The following is a 22636-nucleotide window of genomic DNA, read 5'->3' on the forward strand; positions in this document are numbered from 1 at the left end:
TTTAGGGACCTTCAAAGGTTGCCCTTTGGCAGTTCTACAACGAAAACTGCTCCGCCTTTGGGGTTATCTTCGACCCATATTCTACCGGAATGGAGCTCCACGACTCTTTTTGCAATGGCAAGCCCTAAACCAGAGCCTCTAACCCCCTTCTTCTCCTTCCTTTTGAATCTTTCGAAAACCGCTTCCTTATACTCATCTTCAATTCCGGGTCCGAAATCAATGACCTTTATCCTCCAAGAGCTCTCTTTTTCCTCGCTCTTGATTATAATCTTCTTCCCCTCACTTGCATATTTGATAGCGTTGGAAATGAGGTTGGAAAAGACCTCCTCAAGTATTTCGTTGGCTTTGATTGGCATGCTTTCAGTAACTTCATTTTCAATAATAATTCCTTCCTCTCTTGCTTCAGGCTTGAAGCTTTTAATAACATCCTCCAGCATAATTTTCAAGTCTATTTTCTTTCTCTCAATACTTTCCAATTTCTCAAACAACGAGAGCTTCCAGGTGTTCTCCATTATATCCAGTGCTTTATCAAGACTTTTTTGAATGGTTTCAAGGAATTTTTTCTTAGTTTCATCGGTTTCTTTCCCTATCAGGAGGTCCACATAACCGTAAGCAACTGCAATTGAATTTTTAATGTCGTGACGGATGATGTCCAGAAAAAGTGTTTTCAGGCGGTTCGCTTCTTCCAGTTCTGCGGCGTATTTTATAATTGCTTCCTCAGCCTGCTTGCGCTCGGTGATGTCGTAAGCCGTGCCTATCACAGCAGGTTGACCTTCAAACTCAACGAGAGCCCCTGCCACGTCTATCCAACGTTCCTCTCCATATTTCGTGAGGATTTTAATTTCATAGTGGCTGGGAACCTCCTCGCCTCGCAAACGTGCAAGTCCGCGTTCTTTAATGAATTCCCGAAAATCCGGGTGTGCAATATCCCAGAAATTCATTTCAAGCAGTTCTTCACCAGTATAGCCGGTCAGCGTCTCACAAGCCGGGTTGGCATAACGTATCTTAGTGTTCTGATAGATGAAGATAGCGGCAGGAGTGGTCTCTGCTAAAGTGCGGAACTTAGCTTCACTTTCCCGCAGCCTCTTCTCCACCCGTTTGCGTTCAGAAATGTCACGGACTATGCCTATGGCATGCCATTTACCTCTCATTTTCACTTTGTTAACTGAAAGTTCCATTGGAAATTCCGTCCCGTCCTTTCTCAATGCCTTTAGCTCAAGAGTTTTGCCTATCACAGGTCCTTCTCCGCTTTTCCTGAATTTTTCTATGCCCTTACGATATTTATCACGGTAAGAGAGGGGTGCTAATATCATATGTAATTCCTTACCTATGATCTCTTCTGCTTTAAACCCAAAAATCCTTTCAGCAGCCTTGTTCCAATAAGTAACGTTCCCATAATCATCGAGCATTATGATTGCATCTTGCGCTGCATCGGATATCGCCTTTAATATCTCCTCGCTTTCCTTTAATGCCCCCTCTACTTCCTTTTGAGCTGAGATATCACGCTGGAACGCCACGACACCCTCAATCTCGCCCATTTCATTGCGCAAGGCCGAGGCGGAGCAATCAACCGTTATGACCCGTCCATCTTTGCAAACAAACTCTACCTCCTGTCGGGCGTATCCCGTCTCAAGGAGTACCGGGAACTGTTCTTCAAATATCTTCCGCGAGGCAGGGGTGAAGAAGTCTGCAAGAAACCTGCCGACCATCTCTTCTTCCGAATAACCGCTAACCTTTAGTATGGCAGGACTGGTCTTGATGATTTTGCCCTTGGTGTCAAGGATGTGTATGAAAAAATCCGGTGCTGATTCAAACAAGGATTTAAATAAACCTTCCTCCTTCTCCGCAGGCATCTACATCCACGACTCCCCATTTTCATCTCTGCTTTATGCAATCTTTCCGCTCCAATTAAGTTAAATGCTTATTGTTATGTAAATATAAAGTTAATTACAGAGCTAAAACGGAGATGGAGGGATTGGCGATGCCAAATATTCAAGAAATCCCCGAGTCTTTGAGTGAGTGGGAGCGGATAGCGGCGCACTCGCACATTTCCGGGCTGGGATTAGAAGGGTTAGAACCAAAGGAAGTCGGCGACGGCATGATAGGGCAGCTCGAAGCCAGAAAGGCAGCGGGCTTGGTCGTGAGGCTCGTTAAGGATGGGAAGTTCGCAGGGAGAGCAGTGCTCATCGCAGGGCCGCCCGGCACGGGAAAGACCGCCCTCGCCATCGGCATCGCCAAAGAGCTCGGCAGGGACGTCCCGTTCGTGCCAATAGCAGCGAGCGAGATTTTCTCCGCCGAAATTAAGAAGACAGAGTTCCTGACGCAGACGCTTCGCAAAGCGATTGGCGTGCGTGTGCGAGAGATGCGGAAAATTTATGAGGGGGAGGTCAAGGAGCTGCATGTGGACAAGGAGCCGCACCCCTACAACCCTTACATGCAGACCCCAGTGCGGGCGACGATGAAGCTGGCGACGAAAGACGAGAGCCGCCGCCTGACGATGGACCAGAGCTTTGCGCTGCAGCTTCTGCAGCAGGGTGTCGAGGTCGGCGACATCATCCAGATAGACTCCGACAGCGGGCGCATCATAAAACTGGGACGCAGTTATGAAGTTGCTGAGAAAATGCCAGAACTGAGCAGCGTGCAAGTGCTCCCGACACCCGAAGGGCCAGTTTTAAAGGACAAGGAGTTTGTTTACGTGCTGACGCTGCACCAGTTGGACGTTGCGCACTCTCGAAGCGGAACGAGCGTCCTCAGCCTGCTTTTCGGCAGCAGGGAGCGCAAGGAAATCGAGCCTGAAGTGCGGAGGAGCGTTGACGAGCTCGTTCGGGAGATGGTGGGGGAGAGGCGTGCCGAAATCATCCCGGGCGTCGTTTTCATAGACGAGTGCTCGATGCTCGACATCGAGACATTTGCGTTCTTGAATAGGGCTATGGAGCAGGAGCTGTCGCCCGTCATCGTCTTTGCGACGAACCGTGGTATGGCGCAGATTCGAGGAACGGACCACGTCTCGCCGCACGCCCTCCCGTTAGATCTGCTCGACCGCATGCTCATCATCAACACACGGCCCTACACCAAGGACGAAATCAGAAAAATTCTGGAGATACGGGCGAAAGCCGAAAAAGTGAAGCTAAGTGGGGACGCCTTAGAATACCTAACGGGGATAGGAGAGCAGGCGAGCCTGCGGTATGCGATCCAGCTTATTGCGCCAGCTTTCGAGCTTGCGAAAGAGGTGAAGAGCGAGGAGATAAGAAGGGAGCATGTGGAGGAAGCGGAGAGGCTCTTTGTCGATGTGCAGCGGTCGGTGCGCCACCTTAAAGAGTTTGAGCAGCGGTTTTTGACCTGATTCAGTAAAAACATACCAACTTTCTTAATTTTAACCGTCTAATGCAGTGCAGAACTGGGGGGGCAGAGCCGGAACTCAAACTCTCTTAATTACGGTGTAAAATCCGTTTTTTCGCTCGGTTCCTTCCTCTCTTTTGTTACTTCTGGAATGAATGCTGGTGGACCCTCGCCCCCCTTCCCACGAACCACCAATCGGCGGTGTCCTCGCTGAGGAGCCCGAGCGTTTCAGCGTCGTAAAGTGCAACGTGCCACGTGGCATGGAACGAGACACCAAAATCAGGAAGCGTCCAGCGCAATGTGAACACTCGTTCGTAGCCCACAGGCAGCGTCAGCATCGTCTCCACGACTGAAAAACTCAGCCCATAGTCCGGAAACTCAAGCCACCACCGAAAAACCACGTCTCGCTCCTCCGTCGGCGAATCCTCCAGCGTTATACCCGTCGGGGGGTTCCTTAGCGTTATGCTGATGCGCATGACATCGCCCGCTTCGTATTCGTCCTTGTCCGTTGCTATTTCAACCGAGGGGGGTGCATTAAAAGGTTCCACCAGTGGGCGGTAGTCCCAGTCACCGTCAATACCGTAAGCGTCGTCGCAAATGCCATCCCCGTTCCTATCCACGCAGTCGTGATCGCTCCAATAGTTACCCAGGTAGTTCTTGTATTCCTCTTCTTTGTATTTGTATTTGATTATCTCGGTAGAGTTCCAGATGTTAGTTGATTCGTAAGAACGAACGTTATCAGCGTTGTTTATGAAGTTGTTGAGATAGATTTTGTTGCCACTGGATTTGTAGGGATAAACGCCCTCATAGTCGTTGTTGCTGACAGTGTTGCCCGCAATGTTGTTGCTGGAGCCGACGCAGCTGGTAATGCCGAAATGGTGGTTGTTAATGACAGTGTTGCTTGTAATGGTGCTGTTATTGGAATTCCAGTTGAGGATACCGTCGAAGTTGTTTCTGATGGTGTTGTTCCTAACGACGTTGCCGTTTGAAAACCATACCTTGATTCCACAATCAAAAGAACCAAGAACCTCACCTGAGTGTCTTACTTCAAAGCCTTCAAGCGTAATCCCATCCGCACTCAACGTAACTGGGCTACCAAGGTAGTTTGCATCTATAACAGGCCTTCCGAAACCCGTGTCCACGCCCCTTAAAATGAGTTGCTTGTCCACGATCACGTTCTCGTGGTAGGTGCCGCTTTCCACGATGATAATATCGCCCGTGGTAGCATTATCCACCGCCCATTGGATTTTTGCGTAGTCATCAGGCACGTAGATCGTCGCTGCGGATGTAACGCCGACGAAAACCCAAAACGCCAAGAAACAAATAGCCAAAGACCTTCCCCATCTCGTTTCACTCCCTGCTCTTTCCCTTTCCACCCAATTAGTGCAAATACTCTCCGCGCTAACTATATAAAGGTAGGGCACTACATGCTCAACGCCAGCTAACTTTGGCTTTATTAGGAACTGCTCCCTTATTCCTCTGTGTTTTTGAGTTCCACTGCGGACATGCGTTTGAAGCCTTTTCCATACTCTTCCGTCGGCGTTCTCTCTCGTGCCTTTTCATTTACCATCGTGGTTCCCTTTAAGCCTAAACCTTCAAGCCTTTCAAGGAGCGCCTGCGTGATAGGCTGGTGGCTCTCTTGCGACATTTTTATAAAACTGGGACTCTTCGTATTTTTGAAGAGTCGTGTGGGAATAGGGAAAGAAAATGCAGCTCTCGCTGGCTTAAGGCTTGAAAGTTAATTGAGATTGATATAAAGCTTAAAGGGAAGGCGATGCCGGAAGTAGTAGAGGTGTTGGTCGAAGGGGGGAAGGCGACGCCGGGACCGCCGCTCGGACCGGCGTTAGGACCGCTCGGCGTGAACATAAAGGCGGTAGTGGATGAGATAAACGAGAGGACGAGGGCATTCGAGGGCATGCAGGTGCCGGTCAAGATAATCGTGGAGAAGGGCAAGTTCGAGATTGAGGTGGGGACGCCGCCGACATCAGCGCTCATAAAAAAAGAGCTTGGCATAGAAAAGGCAAAAAGAGAGAGTGGGTTAGAGTTCGTGGGCGACCTGCCGATGGAGAAAGTCGTGGAGATTGCGAGGATGAAGTTGCCGCAGATGCTCACCGATTCGGTAAAAAAGGCGGTGAAGCAGGTTATCGGCACCTGCGTGAGCATGGGCGTGAAGGTTGACGGGAAGCCACCAAAGCTCGTGCAAAAGGAGATTGACGAGGGCAAATACGACAACATATTCGAGTAGAGGGGGTTTGCAATGATAGATGAGGGCGGTTTGGAAGAGGCGGTCAAAGAGGCGCTGAGGTCGAAGCAGAGAAACTTTTTAGAGAGCGTGGACTTGACGATAGCGTTGCGAGACGTGGATATGAATCAGCCAAAGAATAGGATAAATCTCGACGTCGTCGTGCCGCACAAGTTCAGAGAGCCGAAAATATTGGTGTTTGCGAGCGGCGAGCTTGCGTTTCGTGCGAAACAAGCCGGGCTGGAGGTAATAACGCCTGAGGAGTTGAAGGATATCGACAAGAAGAAGGCGAGAGAGCTCGCGAAGAATTTTGATTTTTTCATCGCTGAGCCAACGCTCATGCCGCAGATAGGCAGGACGCTTGGCACGATTCTCGGACCGAGGGGCAAGATGCCGACGCCGGTCCCGCCGAACGCTGACATCTCTCAAATAATATCAAGACTTGAGAAGACCGTTCGAGTGAGAACGAGGGCGCTGACGCTGCACGTGAAAATCGGGAACAAGAACATGCCGCCGTCGCAGATTGCGGAGAACGCCGCAGTCATCGTGAAAAGGGTGGCATCCGCCCTGGAGGGGGGCTGGAATAATATCGCGGCGGTCTATGTGAAGACGACGATGGGACACGCGGTAAGAGTGCAATAGGGGAGAGCGATGGTAAAAGAGTGGAAAAAAGAAGAGGTAGCGAAGCTGAAGGGGCGGGTAGAGGCGCATAAGACCGTGGGCGTCGCAGGAATACGGGAAATAAGCGCACGGCAACTGCAACAAATAAGACGGGACCTTAAGGACAAGATAACAATAAAGGTTGCCAAGAACTCGTTGATTACGAGGGCATTGGCGGGCAGCAAGCACGAGGGACTTATTCCTTACGTGCAAGACCAGACTGCACTGATTTTCACAAACCTTGACGCCTTCAAGCTTTACAAGATTCTTGAGGAGGGGAAAACGCCGGCACCGATAAAGGCGGGCGCCGTGGCGCCGTGCGACATCGTCGTCGAGAAAGGACCGACTCCCTTCAAGCCAGGTCCCATAGTTGGCGAGTTGCAAAACGTTGGCATCCCTGCAACTATCGAGGGGGGAAAAATCGTAGTAAAAGAGACGACGGTCGTGGTGAAGGAAGGAGAAAGAGTCCCGCCAAAGATTGCCGAGATACTAAAAAGGCTAGAGATTTACCCGGTGAAGGTGGGGTTGGACTTGCGGGCGGCATGCGACGAGGATGGAGTGACCTACACGCCAGACCTCCTGCGGATTGACGAGGAGAAATACTTTGCAGACCTCGCCGGCGCCGTCGGGAATGCGTATTCACTGCTGTTTGCCATCCGTGACGACTACCCGACGAGCTACACCGCGCCGCTATTCCTCACCGACGCTGCAAGAGCGGCATACGCTCTCGCCGTCGAAGCTCGCTACCCGACAAAAGAGACAATAGAAGTCCTGCTACAGGACGCATGCCACCGTGCGTTAAGCCTCGCAGTGGAAGCCTGCACATACGAGAAGGAGGCGATGCCTTTTATTCTCGCAAGAGCATATTTATATTCGCAGGCGTTAGCTAAGATAGTTGAGGGGAGGTGAAGCGCTTGGAGTATATATATGCGGCATTGCTGCTGCACAACGCAGGTAAGGAGATAAACGAGGAGAACCTGACGAACGTGCTCAAGGCTGCTGGCATCGAGGTGGACGCTGCGAGGGTGAAAACGCTCGTTGCAGCCCTCGACGGCATCGACATCGAGGAGGCGATTTCCAAAGGCGCAGCAGTCCCGGTTGCCGTGACGGCGGCGCCCGCCGTAGCGCCCGCAGCAGCACCCGCAGCGGCGGAAGCACCCGCAGCGGCGGAAGCACCCGCAGCGGCAGCAGCAGAGACGCCAAAGGAGGAAAAAAAGGAGGAGAAGGAGGAAGAAGAGGAGAAGTCAGGGCTGGAAGGGCTCGCCGCCCTTTTCGGATAGTGCTCCGGTGGTGTAGCCCGGCCAATCATTCCGGCCTTTCGTGGGCTTCTGCATTCTCAGAAGCCTGAAGACAGCCGGCGACCCGGGTTCAAATCCCGGCCGGAGCACTTTTTGTTCATAAAGCAGATAGTTTTAAGGGGCTATTGAATGGAAGTTAGTGAGCTGCGTCTCAAGGCTGCGTCGCATTTAGAGAGGGCATTAGGGCTTGCGCAGCGTGGCGAGCTGAACGCCGCAATTTCAGAGCTCCGGGCGGCGTTAGAGCTTTATGCGGACTACGCAGAAGCTCATTATTATTTAGGGGTGTGTCTTCTCGCTGCCGGGAAGCCGAGAGAGGCTTTGGAAGAGTTCGATGAGGCTTTGAGGCTTGATGAGAGTTACTTCGAGGCGCACGTCAGGAAGGGTGTTGCGTTGCGAAAATTGTATGATGATGGCGTATGCGAGTTCGATGCCGTCATTGAGGAGTTCAAAAAGGCAATCCAGAAAAATCCAAGATACGTGGAAGCTCGTTACAACTTGGCGATCGCACTGCTCGAGCGTGGCGATGTCGCTGCTGCGAAGAGCGAGCTTGCCGAGATTTTAAAGATTGACCCCGAGAACGAGGAGGCAAGGGAGCTGCGACGGCTGCTTGGCTATTAGCAGGAATGATGTGTTGACCGTCGGTAGCCGCCACGGCGGCGATTATTTTCCCTCGTGTTGCTTGTTTTTGATGCTGGGCAACACCTTGTCATCGCTGTGCTACTTCACCGCTGCCAAGCGTGCCGGGCTCCAGCGTCGAAGCAATACGCCCCTACGCAAGCTTCTGTGGCGTCAAGTGCTCAGGGCGGACGAAAAGCAGTTTCAGCTTGTTACCATCCCTGACCTCCACGATGTATGCGCGACCCCGCCTACCTTTAATGGTGCCGGTGCGTCCGTGGAAGCGTTTGTGCGGCATGCCTTTGTGCACGCTCGAATCTATAACGATGTGAACCTTCTGCCCCACTTCGAACTTCTGAATCGCCTTGCTTATCCGAGACAACCCTCGCTCCCGGACGCTCTTCCGTAACTTCTTCCTCGTCTTCCTTCTCACGCCATGAGAGTGCGGCATTCTTTCCCCCTTTACTCATCATCCGACATCTTTTTTTAAGAAAGTGTTGTTGACTCCCGCGTCTTCAGCCGTCAACCGGGTGGGCAAGACTATTTATACGTCGAGACGGAACGCCACCGCCGTAAGGCGGGGCGAGCGAAGTAAGTAACTAAGCCTCGCCATCGACCGTTGCGACGGTGAGAGCGCTGCCGACGAGTTCGATTGGCTGAATTAAGGACCGATGAATTACCGCTGCCTAAAAGGGAGTTTCCGCAAGTATTAAAAATGTTCGGGACGACCTGTGGGTGATGAGCGGAGGGCTTTCTGACGCCGATAAAAGACGCACGGGGCTCGTTTACCATCCTGATTTCTTAAAACATGACACTGGCGCCCATCATCCCGAAAGAGCGGCTCGCCTGATTGCAATAATCGAAAAATTGGAAAGTTCAGGCGTATTAGAACGGCTCATCAAGATTTCTCCGGAACCCGCATCCTTAGAGCAGGTGGAATACGTTCACGAGCGTTCGTATATCGAGAGCGTGCGGAACGTGTGCGAGCGGGGGGGCGGGATGCTCGACCCGGACACGCCTGTTTCGGCAGCGTCTTACGAGGTTGCGCTGCTCGCTGCTGGCGGCGTCCTGAAGGCGGTTGATGAAGTTTTTAATGGCAATTTGGAAAGCGTGTTCGCCGCTGTGAGACCGCCGGGGCATCACGCTGAACGAAACAAAGGCATGGGCTTTTGTCTGTTCAACAACGTGGCGCTCGCCGCCGAACACTTGAAGCGGCGAGGGCTTAAGCGGATTTTAATCGTGGACTGGGATGTCCACCACGGCAACGGCACGCAAAGCGCATTCTACGACGACGCTAGCGTCCTTTACTTCTCAACGCATCAGTATCCTTATTATCCAGGCACGGGCTGGTTCGACGAGACGGGAAGCGGTGACGGACGTGGCTTCACGGTCAATGTCCCACTGCCCGCAGGTTGCGGCGATGCCGAATACGTTTACGTGTTTCAAGAGGTGCTGAAGCCGATAGCAGTGGAGTTCCGCCCGGAGTTCGTGCTCATCTCCGCAGGCTTCGACCCACACGAGACGGACCCGCTGGCGGGCATGCGAGTCTCCTCAGAGACATTCGGCGTCCTCACTGAAATCATAAAGGAGATTGCGAGCGGCAGTGGAATGGTCCTAGCGCTTGAAGGCGGCTACTCGCTGAGCGGACTTACGGAATCCGTGTGGTGCGTGCTGGCGTCACTGCTCGGTGACTTTGAGTGCGATTGCGGAATTTCAAAAATGGAGGCTAAAGCGGCAGTCAAAAATAGAGTCGCAGAGATAAAAAGAGTACAAGGAGAGTATTGGGGGTTATGATTGGAGCGGAGGAGCTGCGGGAGTGCTGCGGGATTGTAGGCGTATCGCTTAGCGGAGGCAACTCTTCCTTGCCCATCTATTATGGGCTTTATGCGTTGCAGCATCGGGGGCAGGAGTCTGCGGGCATTGCAGTCTGTGAAAATGGCGAGATTAACGTTTTGAGGGGGATGGGGCTAGTTTACGAGGTCTTCGACGAGAGGAAGCTCGAGTTGCTGCGTGGCAATAATGGCATAGGACACGTTCGCTACTCGACGACGGGAGCGTCGAGAATAGAAAATGCGCAGCCGCTCGTTCTCGACTTCAGAGGCGGGAGCATCGCAATTGCCCATAACGGAAACCTCGTGAACACGCAGGAACTGCGGCGTGAGCTTGAGCGAGAGGGTCGTGTTTTCCATACGGACTCCGACTCTGAAGTCATCGCTCAGCTCCTCGTGAAGGAACTTATGCGGCACGACTTGCTGACGGCGATAAAGGAGCTAATGCTAAGGCTTCGAGGCTCCTACTCCTTTGTTATGCTCGTTAATGACGCTCTTGTGGCTGTGCGTGACCCGTTGGGCTTCAGACCCCTTTGCATTGGCGAGTTCAACAACGGCTACGTCGTCGCCTCAGAAACCGCCGCCATTGACGTCCTCGGCGGACGCTTCCTTCAAGACGTGCCTCCTGGCGAGGTCGTGATATTTAAAGATGGGGAGCTTCTGGAAAGGCATCGTCTTTATAAAGCGAGCAACACGGCGCACTGCGTCTTCGAATACATATACTTTGCAAGGGCGGATTCTGTGCTTGACGGGCGGCTTGTCTATGACGTGCGGCTCAAAATCGGAAAGCGGCTGGCGGAGGAGCATCCTGCTGAAGCGGACATCGTGACGCCAGTCCCAGATTCGGGCGTGACGTTCGCTATCGGCTACGCTCGGCACTCTAACATCCCCTACATGGAGGGGTTCATTAAGAATCGTTACGTGGGACGCACGTTCATCATGCCGGAGCAGCGAATGCGAGACGTTGCGGTGCGACTGAAGCTGAACGTCGTCCGACGGAACGTCGAGGACAAGCGTGTGATAGTCGTTGACGACAGCATCGTCCGTGGGACGACTTCAAGAAAAATCGCTAACTACATTCGGCGTGGAGGCGCCCGGGAAGTGCACTTCAGAGTTGGCAGCCCGCCTATAATAGCGCCGTGCTACATGGGCATCGATATGTCCACAAGGGAGGAGCTGATCGCCGCAAATCATGATGTCGACGAGATATGCAGGCTCATAGAAGCGGATACCCTCGGCTACTTAAGCCTTGAGGGGCTTGTCGCCGCCATAGGGCTGCCCGCCCGCAGCTTGTGTTTGGGCTGCCTCACAGGACGCTATCCCATTGAAATCCCTGGCGAGGTGTGCATTTTAAGACAACTCACGTTAAGTCAGTTTTAAGTCGAAGCTACAAGACAAGTTGGGCGGGGGTTGCCGAGTCAGGCCAAAGGCGCGGGATTCAGGGTCCCGTCCCGTAGGGGTTCGAGGGTTCAAATCCCTCCCCCCGCATCACCAGAGAGCTGAAAGAACAAGAGGTTCCGACCAGTCATTCAGGAACTTAATCTTTCTGCATCTCGTAATTAAATCCTCTAACAGTCTCCTGAATTTGCTTTGATTTGTCTCTATCGTTAGCTCTTCATGTATCCTGTTGGGGGCTTTGGTGAGCCATACTTTTTATGTTCTCCTCAGCATCCCTTGCAGAGCGCCCCTTCTCAACTTCGAGCACAACAAATTATTTTAGCGTTATAGTATTCCCCCGCCATAATTTGCAAACTTTTTTTTCTTAGAGCTGCCGATTAAGAAATGTGTGGACGTATCGCTCTCGGCGGCTCTCGCCAAACAGGTCGCTGCTACCGCTGAAGAGGCGTGTTGCGCACCATCGGTGCGAGTGCTGGCTTTGCCCTCATACGATAGAAAGGGACGAACATTACGTGCTGGTGCGACTACCTTACCACGTGAGCGCCCGCCTCCATGAAGAATGCTTTGAGGAGCTCAAGAAGCTCGCTTTGCCCCTTCTTGAGAATTTCCGCCATAGGAAGCAAGCGTGATTTCCTTTCTTACGACGACGTGGGGGTCTCTACGACGGCTTTTCTAAAGAAAAAACTTACTTTTCTTCTTGTCCCATACGGTGTTGGCACATATTGGACGCTCGGTCTTCGCATCGTTGCCTCCACGGATACAAGCTCATCAAGTCCGTAAACCTTTTTGCACGACATTTCCATACTGATGTTCAACCCAAATTTTTGAGCTGTTCGACGGTAGAGGATAATCATCGTCCACATGCCATGTCAGAATTTTTGCAACACTTTTAGCCTTTTTCATCCATTTTGCTCTTTAGCAGCGAGAACATGAAGTCTTCGATTACTCCAAAGCTTTTTCGAGATGTCGGTGGAGGTAGGCATCTCCTCGTCTACCTCGTTGACGTCTTTCTGCTCTATTGCCTTGAGGATGGAGGCTGCGAGGTATTTTCGGAGTTACGGGTCCACAGGATCGCCCAAAACGGCATTTTTCCAGGCATGGCGTAATGCGCGGCACGAGCACACGAACGGGCGCCTTGTGCCTCCTCGGCGTGATCGCTATTTGCTCCGTCGCAGGTCCGCTGGGTGTGGATTATGAAGTCAATGGGCATTGTCCGCAGGTGTCATTTATCGCTCGCAGCACCTTGCCTTGGAGCCTATGCATCTGAAAAACGGAAACCTCAAGGGCGCCATGTGGATTCCTGCCTGCGAATCATGCAGATGACTCTCGAATTCTTTTTCTTCTCGATTTGCTTTATGAGGCGCATCCTCGCAGCGTCAAGCATTTTCTTCTCAAACTGCAGCATGAACGTCACCACGAGGAGAACCGTCCAAGAGATATTTTAAGGCTGGCTCGCCACGTTCCGTCATGCTCGGAGAGCTTTCTTCTCCAGGGTTAAAAAGTCTTCCGCCCTACGATTTGCGGACGCTGCTCGCCCGCCGCCAACCCGGGCAATCACCCAAAACCGAAGACAACGCCGCAATTAACGCTTCATTTTCCTCTTCTCTCCTCACCGAGAAGCGAATGTGCGACGGCAGCCCGAAGGATGTGCAATCTCGCACGAGAACGCCCTGCTCACGCAATTTCCCCTTGACAGCCGTCGCACTTCCGCCGCTGCAATCGCCGACGTGCAGCAGGTAAAAGTTCGCATCCGTTGCAAGCGTGACGCCAAGCTTCGAGCGAATTTTCTCCTCAAACCTCTTTTTCGCCTCAAAAATCTTCGTTCTCGACCACTTCAGGAATTCAACAGCTGCGTCGCTCATCAGCACGCAACCAACCCTCTGCGCAAGCGTTCCAACGCTCCACGGAGGCATTATGAGCCGCAACGCCGAAATATTACGAGCGGAGCCGACGGCGTAGCCAACACGCAACCCAGGCACCGTAAACGCCTTCGTGAACGACCGCAGTACCAACAAGTGCTCTACGGCGTCCCGCCCCCGGAGCTCCTCCGCCAGTCTTAAAGCGTCGAAGACGTCATCCACAAAATCCACATACGCCTCGTCGAGCACGAGGAGCGCATCCTTACGCACCGCCGCCTCCAGAAGCAATGCAACCTCATCCTCCCGCAAATACTGTCCCGTTGGGTTGTTTGGGTTGCAGAGGAAGACTACGTCGCCGCCCCGAATTTCTGAGGCGAGCGTCTCGGCGTTTATCCTAAGAGAGGGCATTTCCACCTTTTTGACAGCAGCGCCCACGAGCTTCGCTGCGGTTTCGTATTCGCCGTAAGTATGCGCGACGAACAAGGCACGCCGCTGCGGCTGAAGGAAGGTGAGCGCAACAAGCAGAATTATCTGGGAAACGCCCGCCGCCACGAGGATTTGAGCGGCGTCGCGGTCTAGACGTTCTGCGATTCGCAGTTTAAGCTCAGTGGCATCGCTGTCTGGATAGAAGCGGACGTCGGACGCCGCTTCCCTTATGGCGTCGAGGACGAAGCTCGGCGGTCCGTAAGGGTTCAAATTTGCGCTGAAGTCCAGCACACCTTTGCGTAAAAGCTCTTGGCTGCCACCCCCATGCTCACAGATTTTAACGCTGCGAAGTTCATTTCTCGGACGCATATGCGGCTCCTCCGCCTGCTGCCGATGTGTCCCTAAGCCTTAACGTATACGGCTGCGTCCGTCGCCGCTTCAGCCCATCATAACTTCTGGAAATATGGCAGTATCTGCTCACGCCACATCGCCGGCACTTCGAGCGGCTTTCCCCTGACGATGTTCGTGACGTCGTAGAACGCTATGTGATTCACGCCCGCCCGCACATACTCCTCGATGCGTTCTATCAGCCCGTCAACGTCCTCCGCCAACAAGTTCACACGGAATAGACTCTCTTTCGAAATTTCTTCTGCAAGCTTATCTATCTTCCTCGGGTCCATCTCCGCAAAGACAATCTCGTTAGCCCACGGCGCCGCCCGCCGCATTGCCTTCAGCACCCGTTCGGAAAGCTCCACGACTCCCCCTAACACCCATGCAATCTTCGGCATTTCCTCCGGACTCTTGCCAGCAGCACGGGCTGCTCGCTCGAACTCTGGCAGGATCTCATTACGCACTTTCTCTGCAGAGCTCATGGTTATTAGGCCGTCGCCGACTGCGCCCGCCATTCTCGCGGACTGCCTCCCTATCGCCGACACTATTATTGGAATCTTGCCTCTCGGCTTCAAAAACAGCTTGAGCGTGGTTATCTCGTAATATTGTCCTTTATATTCGATGTATTCATTGCTACTCCAAAGCCGCCTCATAATGTCCACAGCTTCGACGAGGCGTGCTGCTCTCTCCCTGTAGGGTGGGAACTTCCCGCCAAGCAGCGGCGCCTCGCACATCGCCTCGCCGGTGCCAATTCCGAGCAGCAGCTTGTTTGGGAACAGATAATCGAGTTGAGCAAAATACTGAGCGATGACTGCGGGGTGATACCGGAAAAGTGGACAGAGCACCGACGTGCCGACGGGACATTGCACTTTTTCAAGGACGAGCGGTAGAATCGCCAGCGACATCGGGCAGAGCTCTGGGTTCCTGACACCATCTCGGTCGGACCAATGCTGCAAGTGGTCATAAACCCAGACGGCGTCGAAGCCTGCTTTTTCCAAAGCGACGGCGTGCTCCACCGAGCCGTTAATAATCACGCCGCCGAATTGCAGTTTTTTGCCCATGAGACTACTTTATTCCCAAATTTATAGTTATTTCCGAAATGTCCGCACTATATTCAGCAATTCTCCTCAAGCTCTCCAGAACTGCCCAGAGGTGAATTTTCTGGACTTCGCTCCCCTGCCCCTTTAATACCTGCTCAGCCACGCCCTCTACCATATTTGCAATCCCGCTCACCGCCCTTATCACATCGTTGGCTTTCCGCATGTTCCGTTCCGACAACGCTTCCAACGACTTCATGAAGACGTCAATTGCGAGCGCTCCAACTTCTTTTATTTCCCCCAACTTCTCAACCCGCCCTTCCATCTCAAGAGAGTGCCTTGCTATCTTTTCGATGTGGTCAGCGACGCGTTCCATGCTTTTTACAATAAGTCGGTAACCGAGAGCGTCCCGCATGCTGCTGAGCCCCATGCTGGCGGCGAGCATGGGGTTCTCGACGGACGCTTTCAGTTGACGGACTGTGAGCAAGTAAAAACGGTCTATTTCGTTATCACGTTCTATGACATCTCGTGCGAGGTTTTCATCGCCCCGCTCCAGGGAGAGCAGAGCGTCCTCGTGCATCGACTTTATTATCTTAGCCATGCTCCTTATGGAGTCTTGGAGGGTGAAATCCTTATATTTCAGGAAGCTCTGCAAGCAGATTTCGTTTGAAGCTTCCTCGACGACCTCCATGCCTACCAGCCTTTTTCTCACCTCATCCTTTATCCAGCGCCGCTCCTCGGCGTCGAAACCGCTCTCAGAACGCAGCTTTATCCCTTCATACCCCACCAAGTAGTAAGCAATGAGATACCGGAAGTTGTCCTCAAGACTCTCCTCCGGAGATAGCCGCAATTCGGCGACGTTGCCGCCTCGTTTCTTATCCACGGCGATGATGAGGGAGTTGGCGTCCTTTTGAATGAGCTTAAGCTCGTCGCCGGGCTTTATACCGGCGGCTCGCGCCCACTTTATCGGCAACGAAACTATCAGAGTTGAGCCCCCGGTAAGCTGCACCCGCCGCCTCTCCTCTCTCATGGTTGTATATTGCCACTAAAGAAATATATATAGGTACATTTACTATGTAGAGATGCTTTGCGGCACTCCTCTACAAAAAACAACAAATGCATACGTTCTACAAATATTTTTGCAGACTTTCACATATATTTTCCAAATATTTGAAATTTTGATTTATTATATGGTATATTTTATATGAGGTGATTGGTAATATCTCTCTGCATGGAGGTGCGAGCTTGAGCACGTTAGTAATGACGGTGGACGATGAAGACGAGGTTGTCCAGTTAATTCGGTTAATTCTTGAAGCTGAGGGCTATGACGTTATAACAGCGTCAAGTGGCAAGGAGTGCTTGGAAAAGCTCGAACGCCACAAGCCCGACCTCATCCTCCTTGACATCATGATGCCCAGCATGGACGGCTGGGAGACGCTCCGCCAGATCAGAAAGGACGAACGCTTGAAGGACGTTCCAGTAGCAATGCTCACCGCCGTCCCGCTCACCACAGAAACACTACGGCGTGAGGAAATCGAAGGGCTCGTGGATTATATCGTGAAGCCCTTCACAAGGGAGAGCCTCCTGAAGAAAGTAGAGGAGCTGCTCAAATCGATAAACGAAACACGAGCGAAAAAGGAGGAGATAAAGAAAGTCTTGGGCGAGAATGCTGCCGAGGAATACGAGCGGCTCGTGAAGGCACGCAATTTGCACAAAAGCCTAATAAACACGCTGAAACAACTACATTCCTCAAGTCCGTCGTTCAAATACGTCATTGCGAGCGAGGAGCGGCTCGTCAAAATTTACGAGACGAGAGTTCGGGAATTAGAGCGCTGTGCACTTGGGGGGGGGGGGGAACTCGCCTAGGGGCGTATGCGGCGTGTGGGGAGGTTAAAAAATGGTCGTAGAGTTGGATATCGAATCCTCTGGATTTGGATTTTATAAGAGAGTGCTCAACGTAGCGCCGCATGGGATTTTCGCAGTGGACAAGAATCGCAATGTGGTGTTCTGGAACAGAGCGGCTGAACGCATCACCGGGCTCGCCGCCGAGGACGTTCTCGGAAAGCAGTGCCCTTTCCTCGAACTTTCGCTGCAATGTATGGAGCGTTGCGCACTGCTTAACGGTGGCTCTGGAAGGGAAGAAGAGGTGGAGATATCAACCGAGGACGGCATTAAGGTGCTAAGAAAGAGCTTTGAGATGTTAAAGGACGACGATGGCAATGTGATTGGCTGTGTGGAGTGCTTTACAGACATTACGAGCTTGAGAGCCATGGAGGAAGAAGCCGAAAGGGTGGAATTTTACGATGATGCTTTAAAGGATGCGAAGGCGATGCAAGGGTTTTATGCGGACGTGCTGAACAACCTCCAGACGTTCGTGGTCGTCGTGGACGAAAACGGCAAAATAGAGTTCATAAATGATGCCGTTTCGAACGTAGAAGGGCTTCCCAAGGAGGAACTTTTGGGGAAAAGTTTTGTAGAGGCGCACTGGTGGCGACACTCCGAAGACGTCAAGGAAACGGTGAGGAAAGTCATGGAAGACGCCTTATCCGGCAAAATAACATTCGCAGAGGCTTCTGCGATGACGAAGCGGAGTAGGAGGATAATTCCGATGCTCGCATACGGTGCCCCTTTACGGCGGGCGGATGGGAGCATCCGAGGCGCACTCCTTGTCGGGCAGGACATAACAGAGAAAAAAAAGCTTGAAAGACAGCTTCAAGAAACCATCGAAAAGCTGAAAGCGGCGCAAGAGGAGCTTTCGACGCCTGTCATCCAAGTCTGGGACGGCGTTCTGGCATTGCCTATCATTGGCGTCGTGGACAGCGACCGTGCGATGAGAATCATGGAAACGCTCCTCAACAGAATTGTAGAGACGCAGTCCGAGTTCGTAATTTTAGATGTCACAGGCGTTGCCTCCATAGATACAGAGGTTGCGAACCATCTTATGAAAACTGTGCATGCGACGGCGTTACTCGGTGCGGAGTGCATCATTACCGGAATAAAGCCGGAGGTCGCTCAGACCATGATACATCTTGGGCTCGACATGGGAGTGTTCGTCACGAAGCGTGATTTGCAAGACGGCTTAAAATACGTGTTGCGGCGGCGTGGCGTGAAGGTGGCGGAAGGATGAAAGAAATAGATTATGAGCAGATACCTATTTTGAAGATAGGGGACTTTTTGGTGGCATCCATCCAAATACCGCTACATGATAAGCTGGCGGTAAAGTTTCAACAAGATTTACTGCAGAAAATTGAAAAGACGAAAGCTAAAGGGCTAATCGTGGACATCACCGCCATAGACGTCGTTGATTCGTTCATAACGAGGATACTCGTGGAAATTGCGAAGATGGCAGGGCTCATGGGCGTGAAAACCGTGCTCGTGGGCCTGCGACCTGAGATTGCGATTACGCTCGTGGAGTTCGGGATGGAGCTCGGGGGTATAAAAACAGCACTGGACCTTGAAAGTGCGCTTTCGTTGCTTAGGAGGTGTGTGGATGAAGCGGACGGGAGTGATGGGTGAAGTTAATGGAAGATGAGAAGGTTGTGCAGGTAAAAAGCGAATACGACATCGTGGTTGCGAGGTCCGTGGTGCGGGCAATCGCAAAGGATATGGGTTTTGGGCTCGTGGACCAGACGAGAATTGCTACTGCCGTTTCCGAGCTTGCGAGGAATATCGTCATGCACGCAGGCGAGGGCGTAATACTCGTGAGAGAGATTTTAAAGGGGGAGACGTGGGGCATTGAAATTCTTGCTATTGACAACGGTCCTGGGATTTCCGACATCAAGCTTGCGCTGAGCGATGGATATTCGACGAAGGGGAGTCTCGGCGTAGGGCTCGGCGGTGCTAAGCGTCTGATGGACGAATTTGAAATGGAATCGGCGCCGGGGCAAGGGACTACGATAAGAGTAAGGAAATGGCTCCCTAAATAGGAGGGAAACATGGCAGAAGAGCTTAAAAAGGAATATGCAGAAATATTAAAAGGCTATCTTCAGAGTAGGGATGAAAATGCGTTGTATAAAGTTTCAATATTATCTAAGAAGTTCCAAGAGGCAAGAATAGACCCTGATAGGATTTTAGAGATGCATCTTGAAGTTTTTAACGATATAGTTAACGGACTTCCGCCAAAGAAGGCGGTAAATGCGTATAATGCTGGGTTTGAGGTTCTGCTTGAGCTGATGATGGGGTATGCCATCGCTTACCGGGAATACGTGGAAATGCATAAAAACCTCTACGACATGGCTCGTGAGTTTTCAGAGAAGCTGCAGGAGGCGAACCGTCTCCAAGAACTTTTCATAAGCATAATAAGTCATGATTTGAAGAACCCGCTGACGTCGGTGCTCGGTTACAGTGAGCTGATTGAGGCGAGGGCTGAGGACGAACAGATAAGGGAGTTTGCGCGGAAGATAAAGAAGGCGGCGAAGAAGATGAGCGAGCTGATAAGCGACGCTCGTATGTATTCGAAGCTGAGACAGGGCGTGCCGCAGGAAGAATTCAAGGAAAAAGATGTTAAGGAGATTCTCTCTGAGGTCATAGAAGACTTCAAGGAGAAAGCGTCGAAGAAGGGCATGGAAATACACATGAAGAATGGGAACGCCGCTTATAAGGTCCTCGCCACCGATTTCCTGAAGAGTGTATTTTCAAACGTCATAGACAACGCTATTAAATACGGACCGCCAGACTCTAAGGTCATGGTCGAAATAAAGGATGAAGGTGCCTTCTGGAAAATAGGAGTCAGAGACTTCGGCGAGGGCATCCCTGACAACGTAAAAGAAGCAATTTTCGAGAGGTTCGTCAGGAACGACAAGAGAGGGATAAAAGGCAGCGGACTCGGTCTCGCAATCGCAAAGACCGCCATCGAAATGCACGGCGGACGTATTTGGGTCGAGGACGCTGACGGCGGCGGCAGCATCTTCTATATGACCATCCCCAAGTTGCAACATTCAGCCACGGATCAAAAAGATTCAGAGCCAGCCAATGCGAGCTAACTTCTTTTTTTCATGCGTGCTGAGAAAAGCGTCATAGCTATCTCCACGACGGCGCCGACCTTGCTCTCAGGAACGTTTCTTAGAAGCGCTTTGGCGTCGTTTATGCACCGCTTCATAAGCTCTGCGACTTCGTCGAAGCCCGCCTCCGCTTCTACGCCCGGCACGAACTCCTCCTTCACCTCCTCAAACTCCTCAACCTTTATCAGACGTATCGGGCGGGGTTTTTCGAGCTTGCCCCTCGTCGCCCATTCAGGAATGACCATCGTGTCATCCTCTTTGTGCACGACGGCTTTCCCAAACCATATTGATTTTTTTTCGCCCCACTGCTCTTCTATTTCCACGAGAATTGCCTTTTCCGTCTCCTTTTTGATTTCTCCAACCAACACCCCTGACTCTTTAGCCATTGCTTAAAATGTTCTTTTAAGAATTTAAAGGATTACCTACTCGGATGAACTTTGATTTTAGAGGGAAACCGAATGAGGGGTTTAGAGAGGTGTCTGCGGGCGCTCGGCGTCACCTCGTAAAACCCTTCGTCTATGTCACGACGCTCCACGGCGAGCATCGGCGACGCCGCATACGTTTTGCAAGCGACACACCTATACCCTTTATTCATACCCGCAGATTCCATGGTCCTGCCGCAGATGTCGCATTTCGGGTTTTTCTTGACGACGTGTGTTTTTAGTTTGAGGACCTCTATTTTTTCGAGGTTGAGCGTGTAGTTTTTAACGCTGCCGTAAGCGGCAATGACGTCACCGACCCGCAGCTTCCTCACGACGCTCCTGAAGCCCTTAGTAGGCTCGTAGGCGGCGCAGTCTATGGCGGCAGTGCCATCAAAGTCGGAGAGGGAGAAGAAGACGTGTCCCCCCTTTGTCACAATGGGGTTGCGGCTGACGACACCTTTCAGAATGTAAGAGTGATAGTTTTCGACGTCGCTGATTTTAGCCTCTATGAGATGGGCATCTGTCCCTTGGTTCGTGACGAAGAGCTGAGCCATTTTGACGGGCTCAGAGCGTATGACTTCGTATGCTTTGCGGATTGCGGCGACATCGTCACCGCGTATGCCAAAGAGGATGGGGCAAGGGGAGTGGGGTGCACAGATTACGCGGCGGAGCGATTGGTCTACGGTGTCCCACGTCAGGGGGTAGGTGAGGCGGTCCGCCAGAAACACGGAAGCATCGTCAATATCACGAGGCGTGCCCCACCGCTCTTCGTGCCGATATGCGATAAGCTCGTAGGTTTTGTCGAGGAGTCGCTCGTCGCCGCAGCATCCGAGAAAAAAGAAGCCAGTCGCCGCCAGCGCTCCAATGAGCCCTCTTCCCCTCTTTTTGAAAGCTGAGCATTCCGCAGGTAGTTTCGCTAATGTCTTTTCGGCGTTTTCGACGCTGAGGACGTGCCGCACCGCCGCTGCTGAGAAGCGAGCGAGACGCCGCTCAGCATAGCTCCGAAGCTCGTGACAGCGCACGAAAACAGCACCCGGCTCCGTGCCTTCAGCTTTAAGCTCCGCATTTTCAGCGACGGTCTGAAGCACGAGTTCCTTGACTTCTTTTTCTTTTTCGGTTGAGACGATAAGAGCGACGGCGCCGTTCCCACGAGTTTTGTAAGGAATGGTGGGGTTCAGCCGCATAAGGATTGGCAGAGCGACTTTGCCATATTTGCTTAAGGTTTTGACGAGAAGCACAGCGATGTAAGTGGTACACATGCCATATTTGGAGTCAGTGTCATCTATTCCGATAAGGAGCACAGGCATGTCGTCGTTACGGCTAAGGGCGTAGTCGTGGCAAGGATTCTGCCGCTCAGGGCATAACTCTTGCTCTTGCTCTTGCGGTAGCATATCAGCCCTTCCGTCTTTGAGACCCCTTAAGCTCTGCTTTAGTATCCTCCTCAGTTACCTCAAAATGCTTCTCCCTTATTTCCCTCGCCAGTTCGCCATCCTCGATGACGAGCGCACCTTGATAGCCGCAGTTGCGACATACGTAAATCTCGCCGAGCCACGGTAGGTAATTCAGCTCTGCGGAGCCACACTTCGGGCAGAATTTCGTCATATTTCTTTGTTTGTCGTCCGGGTTTTAAGGATTAGCTTACGTTACATAAGTGGCGGTCGGACCTGACATCCTCACGCCCTAAAGGGCGGAGGTTCCTGCTTCGGAGAGCAGAGGGCGAGCCACCGCCCTGTTAACGACTCCCGCAGGGAGTCTCTCCCCCTGAGCGAGCCCTATATTTATACAACCTACTGCATCTCTATGGGCTTCCAGCCCACATTTCATGCATTTAACAGTCTGCCGCTCTTTGTTACGTGTTTTGAGCCGCCGCAGCGTGGACATTCGCTGCTTGTGCCGCCCCTTTCATCCGCCCTTCTCGTTCTTATTCCGTATTCTTCCGCCTTCTCGCTTATCCGCTTATATAGATAGCCGGGAGACCAGAAGTTATGAATCATGCATTTGCCTTCGGGTTGAACTTTGCATCATTTTTATTCCTCGCAGGTCGCCGCCGCATACCATCTCCGCCACTCCCATCTCCCAGCATTTCCTGACGAAATCCGCCACTTCCTTGTTTATACTATC

General features: G+C 52.1%; 28 protein-coding genes and 2 tRNA genes. 17 read left to right on the forward strand and 13 right to left on the reverse strand.

All coding sequences use genetic code 11. The annotated features are described in order from the left end of the window. Window positions 1–11 precede the first annotated feature (11 nt). Window positions 12–1853, reverse strand: coding sequence for a PAS domain S-box protein (locus ACXJJA_RS01675; protein ID WP_456486496.1), 1842 nt, complete (start codon window positions 1851–1853; stop codon window positions 12–14). A gap of 113 nt (window positions 1854–1966) precedes the next feature. On the opposite strand from ACXJJA_RS01675, the gene ACXJJA_RS01680 reads away from it, so the two are divergent. Beyond that, window positions 1967–3343, forward strand: a complete 1377-nt coding sequence (locus tag ACXJJA_RS01680) for a RuvB-like domain-containing protein (protein ID WP_456486497.1) — start codon at window positions 1967–1969, stop codon at window positions 3341–3343. 136 nt (window positions 3344–3479) lie between these two features. Here ACXJJA_RS01680 and ACXJJA_RS01685 read toward each other — a convergent pair whose 3' ends face one another. Next, window positions 3480–4670 (reverse strand): right-handed parallel beta-helix repeat-containing protein, encoded by a 1191-nt coding sequence (locus tag ACXJJA_RS01685; RefSeq protein ID WP_456486498.1) that lies wholly within the window; start codon window positions 4668–4670, stop codon window positions 3480–3482. A 140-nt stretch (window positions 4671–4810) separates the two neighbouring features. After that, entirely contained in the window at window positions 4811–4987 is a 177-nt protein-coding gene (locus tag ACXJJA_RS01690) for a hypothetical protein (protein ID WP_456486499.1), read from the reverse strand. Window positions 4988–5113: 126 nt separating this feature from the next. Between ACXJJA_RS01690 and ACXJJA_RS01695 the strand changes: the two genes are divergently transcribed. From ACXJJA_RS01695 to ACXJJA_RS01720, 6 genes are all read left to right on the forward strand, one after another. Beyond that, entirely contained in the window at window positions 5114–5584 is a 471-nt protein-coding gene (locus tag ACXJJA_RS01695; RefSeq protein ID WP_456486500.1) for a 50S ribosomal protein L11, read from the forward strand. A 12-nt stretch (window positions 5585–5596) separates the two neighbouring features. Then, window positions 5597–6223: a 50S ribosomal protein L1 gene (locus tag ACXJJA_RS01700; protein WP_456486501.1), complete on the forward strand. Its 627-nt coding sequence runs from the start codon at window positions 5597–5599 to the stop codon at window positions 6221–6223. Window positions 6224–6232: 9 nt separating this feature from the next. Continuing rightward, entirely contained in the window at window positions 6233–7150 is a 918-nt protein-coding gene (locus tag ACXJJA_RS01705; RefSeq protein ID WP_456486502.1) for a 50S ribosomal protein L10, read from the forward strand. Between the two features lie 5 nt (window positions 7151–7155). Continuing rightward, on the forward strand, window positions 7156–7521 hold the full coding sequence (gene rpl12p, locus ACXJJA_RS01710) for a 50S ribosomal protein P1 (protein ID WP_456486522.1): 366 nt from the start codon (window positions 7156–7158) through the stop codon (window positions 7519–7521). 1 nt (window position 7522) lies between these two features. Then, window positions 7523–7628, forward strand: a tRNA-Glu gene (locus ACXJJA_RS01715). Window positions 7629–7668: 40 nt separating this feature from the next. Then, window positions 7669–8157, forward strand: coding sequence for a tetratricopeptide repeat protein (locus tag ACXJJA_RS01720; RefSeq protein WP_456486503.1), 489 nt, complete (start codon window positions 7669–7671; stop codon window positions 8155–8157). Between the two features lie 151 nt (window positions 8158–8308). Here ACXJJA_RS01720 and ACXJJA_RS01725 read toward each other — a convergent pair whose 3' ends face one another. After that, window positions 8309–8605 carry a 50S ribosomal protein L21e gene (locus ACXJJA_RS01725; protein WP_456486504.1) on the reverse strand — a complete coding sequence of 99 codons (297 nt, stop codon included), beginning with the start codon at window positions 8603–8605 and terminating at the stop codon, window positions 8309–8311. Window positions 8606–8892: 287 nt separating this feature from the next. On the opposite strand from ACXJJA_RS01725, the gene ACXJJA_RS01730 reads away from it, so the two are divergent. The 4 genes from ACXJJA_RS01730 to ACXJJA_RS01745 all read left to right on the forward strand — a co-directional run bounded on the left by ACXJJA_RS01730 (window position 8893) and on the right by ACXJJA_RS01745 (window position 12010). Continuing rightward, a complete protein-coding gene (locus ACXJJA_RS01730) occupies window positions 8893–9948 on the forward strand; it encodes a histone deacetylase family protein (protein WP_456486505.1) in 1056 nt (351 codons plus the stop codon). Continuing rightward, entirely contained in the window at window positions 9945–11363 is a 1419-nt protein-coding gene (gene purF, locus ACXJJA_RS01735) for an amidophosphoribosyltransferase (protein WP_456486506.1), read from the forward strand. Before ACXJJA_RS01730 ends, purF begins: the two co-directional genes overlap by 4 nt. A 23-nt stretch (window positions 11364–11386) precedes the next feature. Continuing rightward, window positions 11387–11471, forward strand: a tRNA-Leu gene (locus tag ACXJJA_RS01740). A 296-nt stretch (window positions 11472–11767) separates the two neighbouring features. Then, window positions 11768–12010 (forward strand): hypothetical protein, encoded by a 243-nt coding sequence (locus ACXJJA_RS01745; RefSeq protein WP_456486507.1) that lies wholly within the window; start codon window positions 11768–11770, stop codon window positions 12008–12010. Window positions 12011–12019: 9 nt separating this feature from the next. Here ACXJJA_RS01745 and ACXJJA_RS01750 read toward each other — a convergent pair whose 3' ends face one another. Continuing rightward, window positions 12020–12244 carry a hypothetical protein gene (locus ACXJJA_RS01750; RefSeq protein ID WP_456486508.1) on the reverse strand — a complete coding sequence of 75 codons (225 nt, stop codon included), beginning with the start codon at window positions 12242–12244 and terminating at the stop codon, window positions 12020–12022. 66 nt (window positions 12245–12310) lie between these two features. Here ACXJJA_RS01750 and ACXJJA_RS01755 point away from each other — a divergent pair, with 66 nt between their 5' ends. Then, window positions 12311–12487, forward strand: coding sequence for a hypothetical protein (locus ACXJJA_RS01755; protein WP_456486509.1), 177 nt, complete (start codon window positions 12311–12313; stop codon window positions 12485–12487). Between the two features lie 173 nt (window positions 12488–12660). On the opposite strand, the gene ACXJJA_RS01760 is transcribed toward ACXJJA_RS01755, so the two are convergent. From ACXJJA_RS01760 to ACXJJA_RS01775, 4 genes are all read right to left on the reverse strand, one after another. Beyond that, complete coding sequence (locus ACXJJA_RS01760) at window positions 12661–12819, reverse strand: SDH family Clp fold serine proteinase (protein WP_456486523.1); 159 nt, start codon at window positions 12817–12819, stop codon at window positions 12661–12663. Between the two features lie 73 nt (window positions 12820–12892). Then, on the reverse strand, window positions 12893–14035 hold the full coding sequence (locus ACXJJA_RS01765) for a pyridoxal phosphate-dependent aminotransferase (RefSeq protein ID WP_456486510.1): 1143 nt from the start codon (window positions 14033–14035) through the stop codon (window positions 12893–12895). 77 nt (window positions 14036–14112) lie between these two features. Continuing rightward, window positions 14113–15117, reverse strand: coding sequence for an LLM class flavin-dependent oxidoreductase (locus tag ACXJJA_RS01770; protein WP_456486511.1), 1005 nt, complete (start codon window positions 15115–15117; stop codon window positions 14113–14115). 4 nt (window positions 15118–15121) lie between these two features. Continuing rightward, window positions 15122–16123, reverse strand: coding sequence for a phosphate signaling complex PhoU family protein (locus ACXJJA_RS01775; RefSeq protein WP_456486512.1), 1002 nt, complete (start codon window positions 16121–16123; stop codon window positions 15122–15124). 215 nt (window positions 16124–16338) lie between these two features. Between ACXJJA_RS01775 and ACXJJA_RS01780 the strand changes: the two genes are divergently transcribed. Genes ACXJJA_RS01780 through ACXJJA_RS01800 form a run of 5 tightly spaced genes read left to right on the forward strand, consistent with a single transcriptional unit; the run spans window position 16339 to window position 20075 of the window. Beyond that, complete coding sequence (locus ACXJJA_RS01780) at window positions 16339–16959, forward strand: response regulator (protein WP_456486513.1); 621 nt, start codon at window positions 16339–16341, stop codon at window positions 16957–16959. Window positions 16960–16990: 31 nt separating this feature from the next. Continuing rightward, window positions 16991–18220, forward strand: coding sequence for a PAS domain S-box protein (locus tag ACXJJA_RS01785; protein ID WP_456486514.1), 1230 nt, complete (start codon window positions 16991–16993; stop codon window positions 18218–18220). Continuing rightward, window positions 18217–18609: an STAS domain-containing protein gene (locus tag ACXJJA_RS01790; protein ID WP_456486515.1), complete on the forward strand. Its 393-nt coding sequence runs from the start codon at window positions 18217–18219 to the stop codon at window positions 18607–18609. Before ACXJJA_RS01785 ends, ACXJJA_RS01790 begins: the two co-directional genes overlap by 4 nt. 5 nt (window positions 18610–18614) lie before the next feature. Continuing rightward, window positions 18615–19019, forward strand: a complete 405-nt coding sequence (locus tag ACXJJA_RS01795) for an anti-sigma regulatory factor (protein WP_456486516.1) — start codon at window positions 18615–18617, stop codon at window positions 19017–19019. A 9-nt stretch (window positions 19020–19028) separates the two neighbouring features. After that, the gene (locus tag ACXJJA_RS01800; protein WP_456486517.1) at window positions 19029–20075 is read left to right on the forward strand and encodes an ATP-binding protein; all 1047 of its coding nucleotides are present in this window, start codon (window positions 19029–19031) and stop codon (window positions 20073–20075) included. On the opposite strand, the gene ACXJJA_RS01805 is transcribed toward ACXJJA_RS01800, so the two are convergent. The 4 genes from ACXJJA_RS01805 to ACXJJA_RS01820 form a co-directional block, all read right to left on the reverse strand. Next, window positions 20072–20461 carry a hypothetical protein gene (locus tag ACXJJA_RS01805; protein ID WP_456486518.1) on the reverse strand — a complete coding sequence of 130 codons (390 nt, stop codon included), beginning with the start codon at window positions 20459–20461 and terminating at the stop codon, window positions 20072–20074. The genes ACXJJA_RS01800 and ACXJJA_RS01805 overlap by 4 nt on opposite strands. A gap of 50 nt (window positions 20462–20511) precedes the next feature. Next, entirely contained in the window at window positions 20512–21906 is a 1395-nt protein-coding gene (locus ACXJJA_RS01810) for a TiaS agmantine-binding domain-containing protein (protein ID WP_456486519.1), read from the reverse strand. A gap of 1 nt (window position 21907) precedes the next feature. Continuing rightward, window positions 21908–22117 carry a hypothetical protein gene (locus ACXJJA_RS01815; RefSeq protein WP_456486520.1) on the reverse strand — a complete coding sequence of 70 codons (210 nt, stop codon included), beginning with the start codon at window positions 22115–22117 and terminating at the stop codon, window positions 21908–21910. A 218-nt stretch (window positions 22118–22335) separates the two neighbouring features. Next, on the reverse strand, window positions 22336–22509 hold the full coding sequence (locus ACXJJA_RS01820) for a zinc ribbon domain-containing protein (protein ID WP_456486521.1): 174 nt from the start codon (window positions 22507–22509) through the stop codon (window positions 22336–22338). Between the last annotated feature and the right edge of the window lie 127 nt (window positions 22510–22636).

Source organism: Candidatus Alkanophaga liquidiphilum (genome assembly GCF_053996935.1).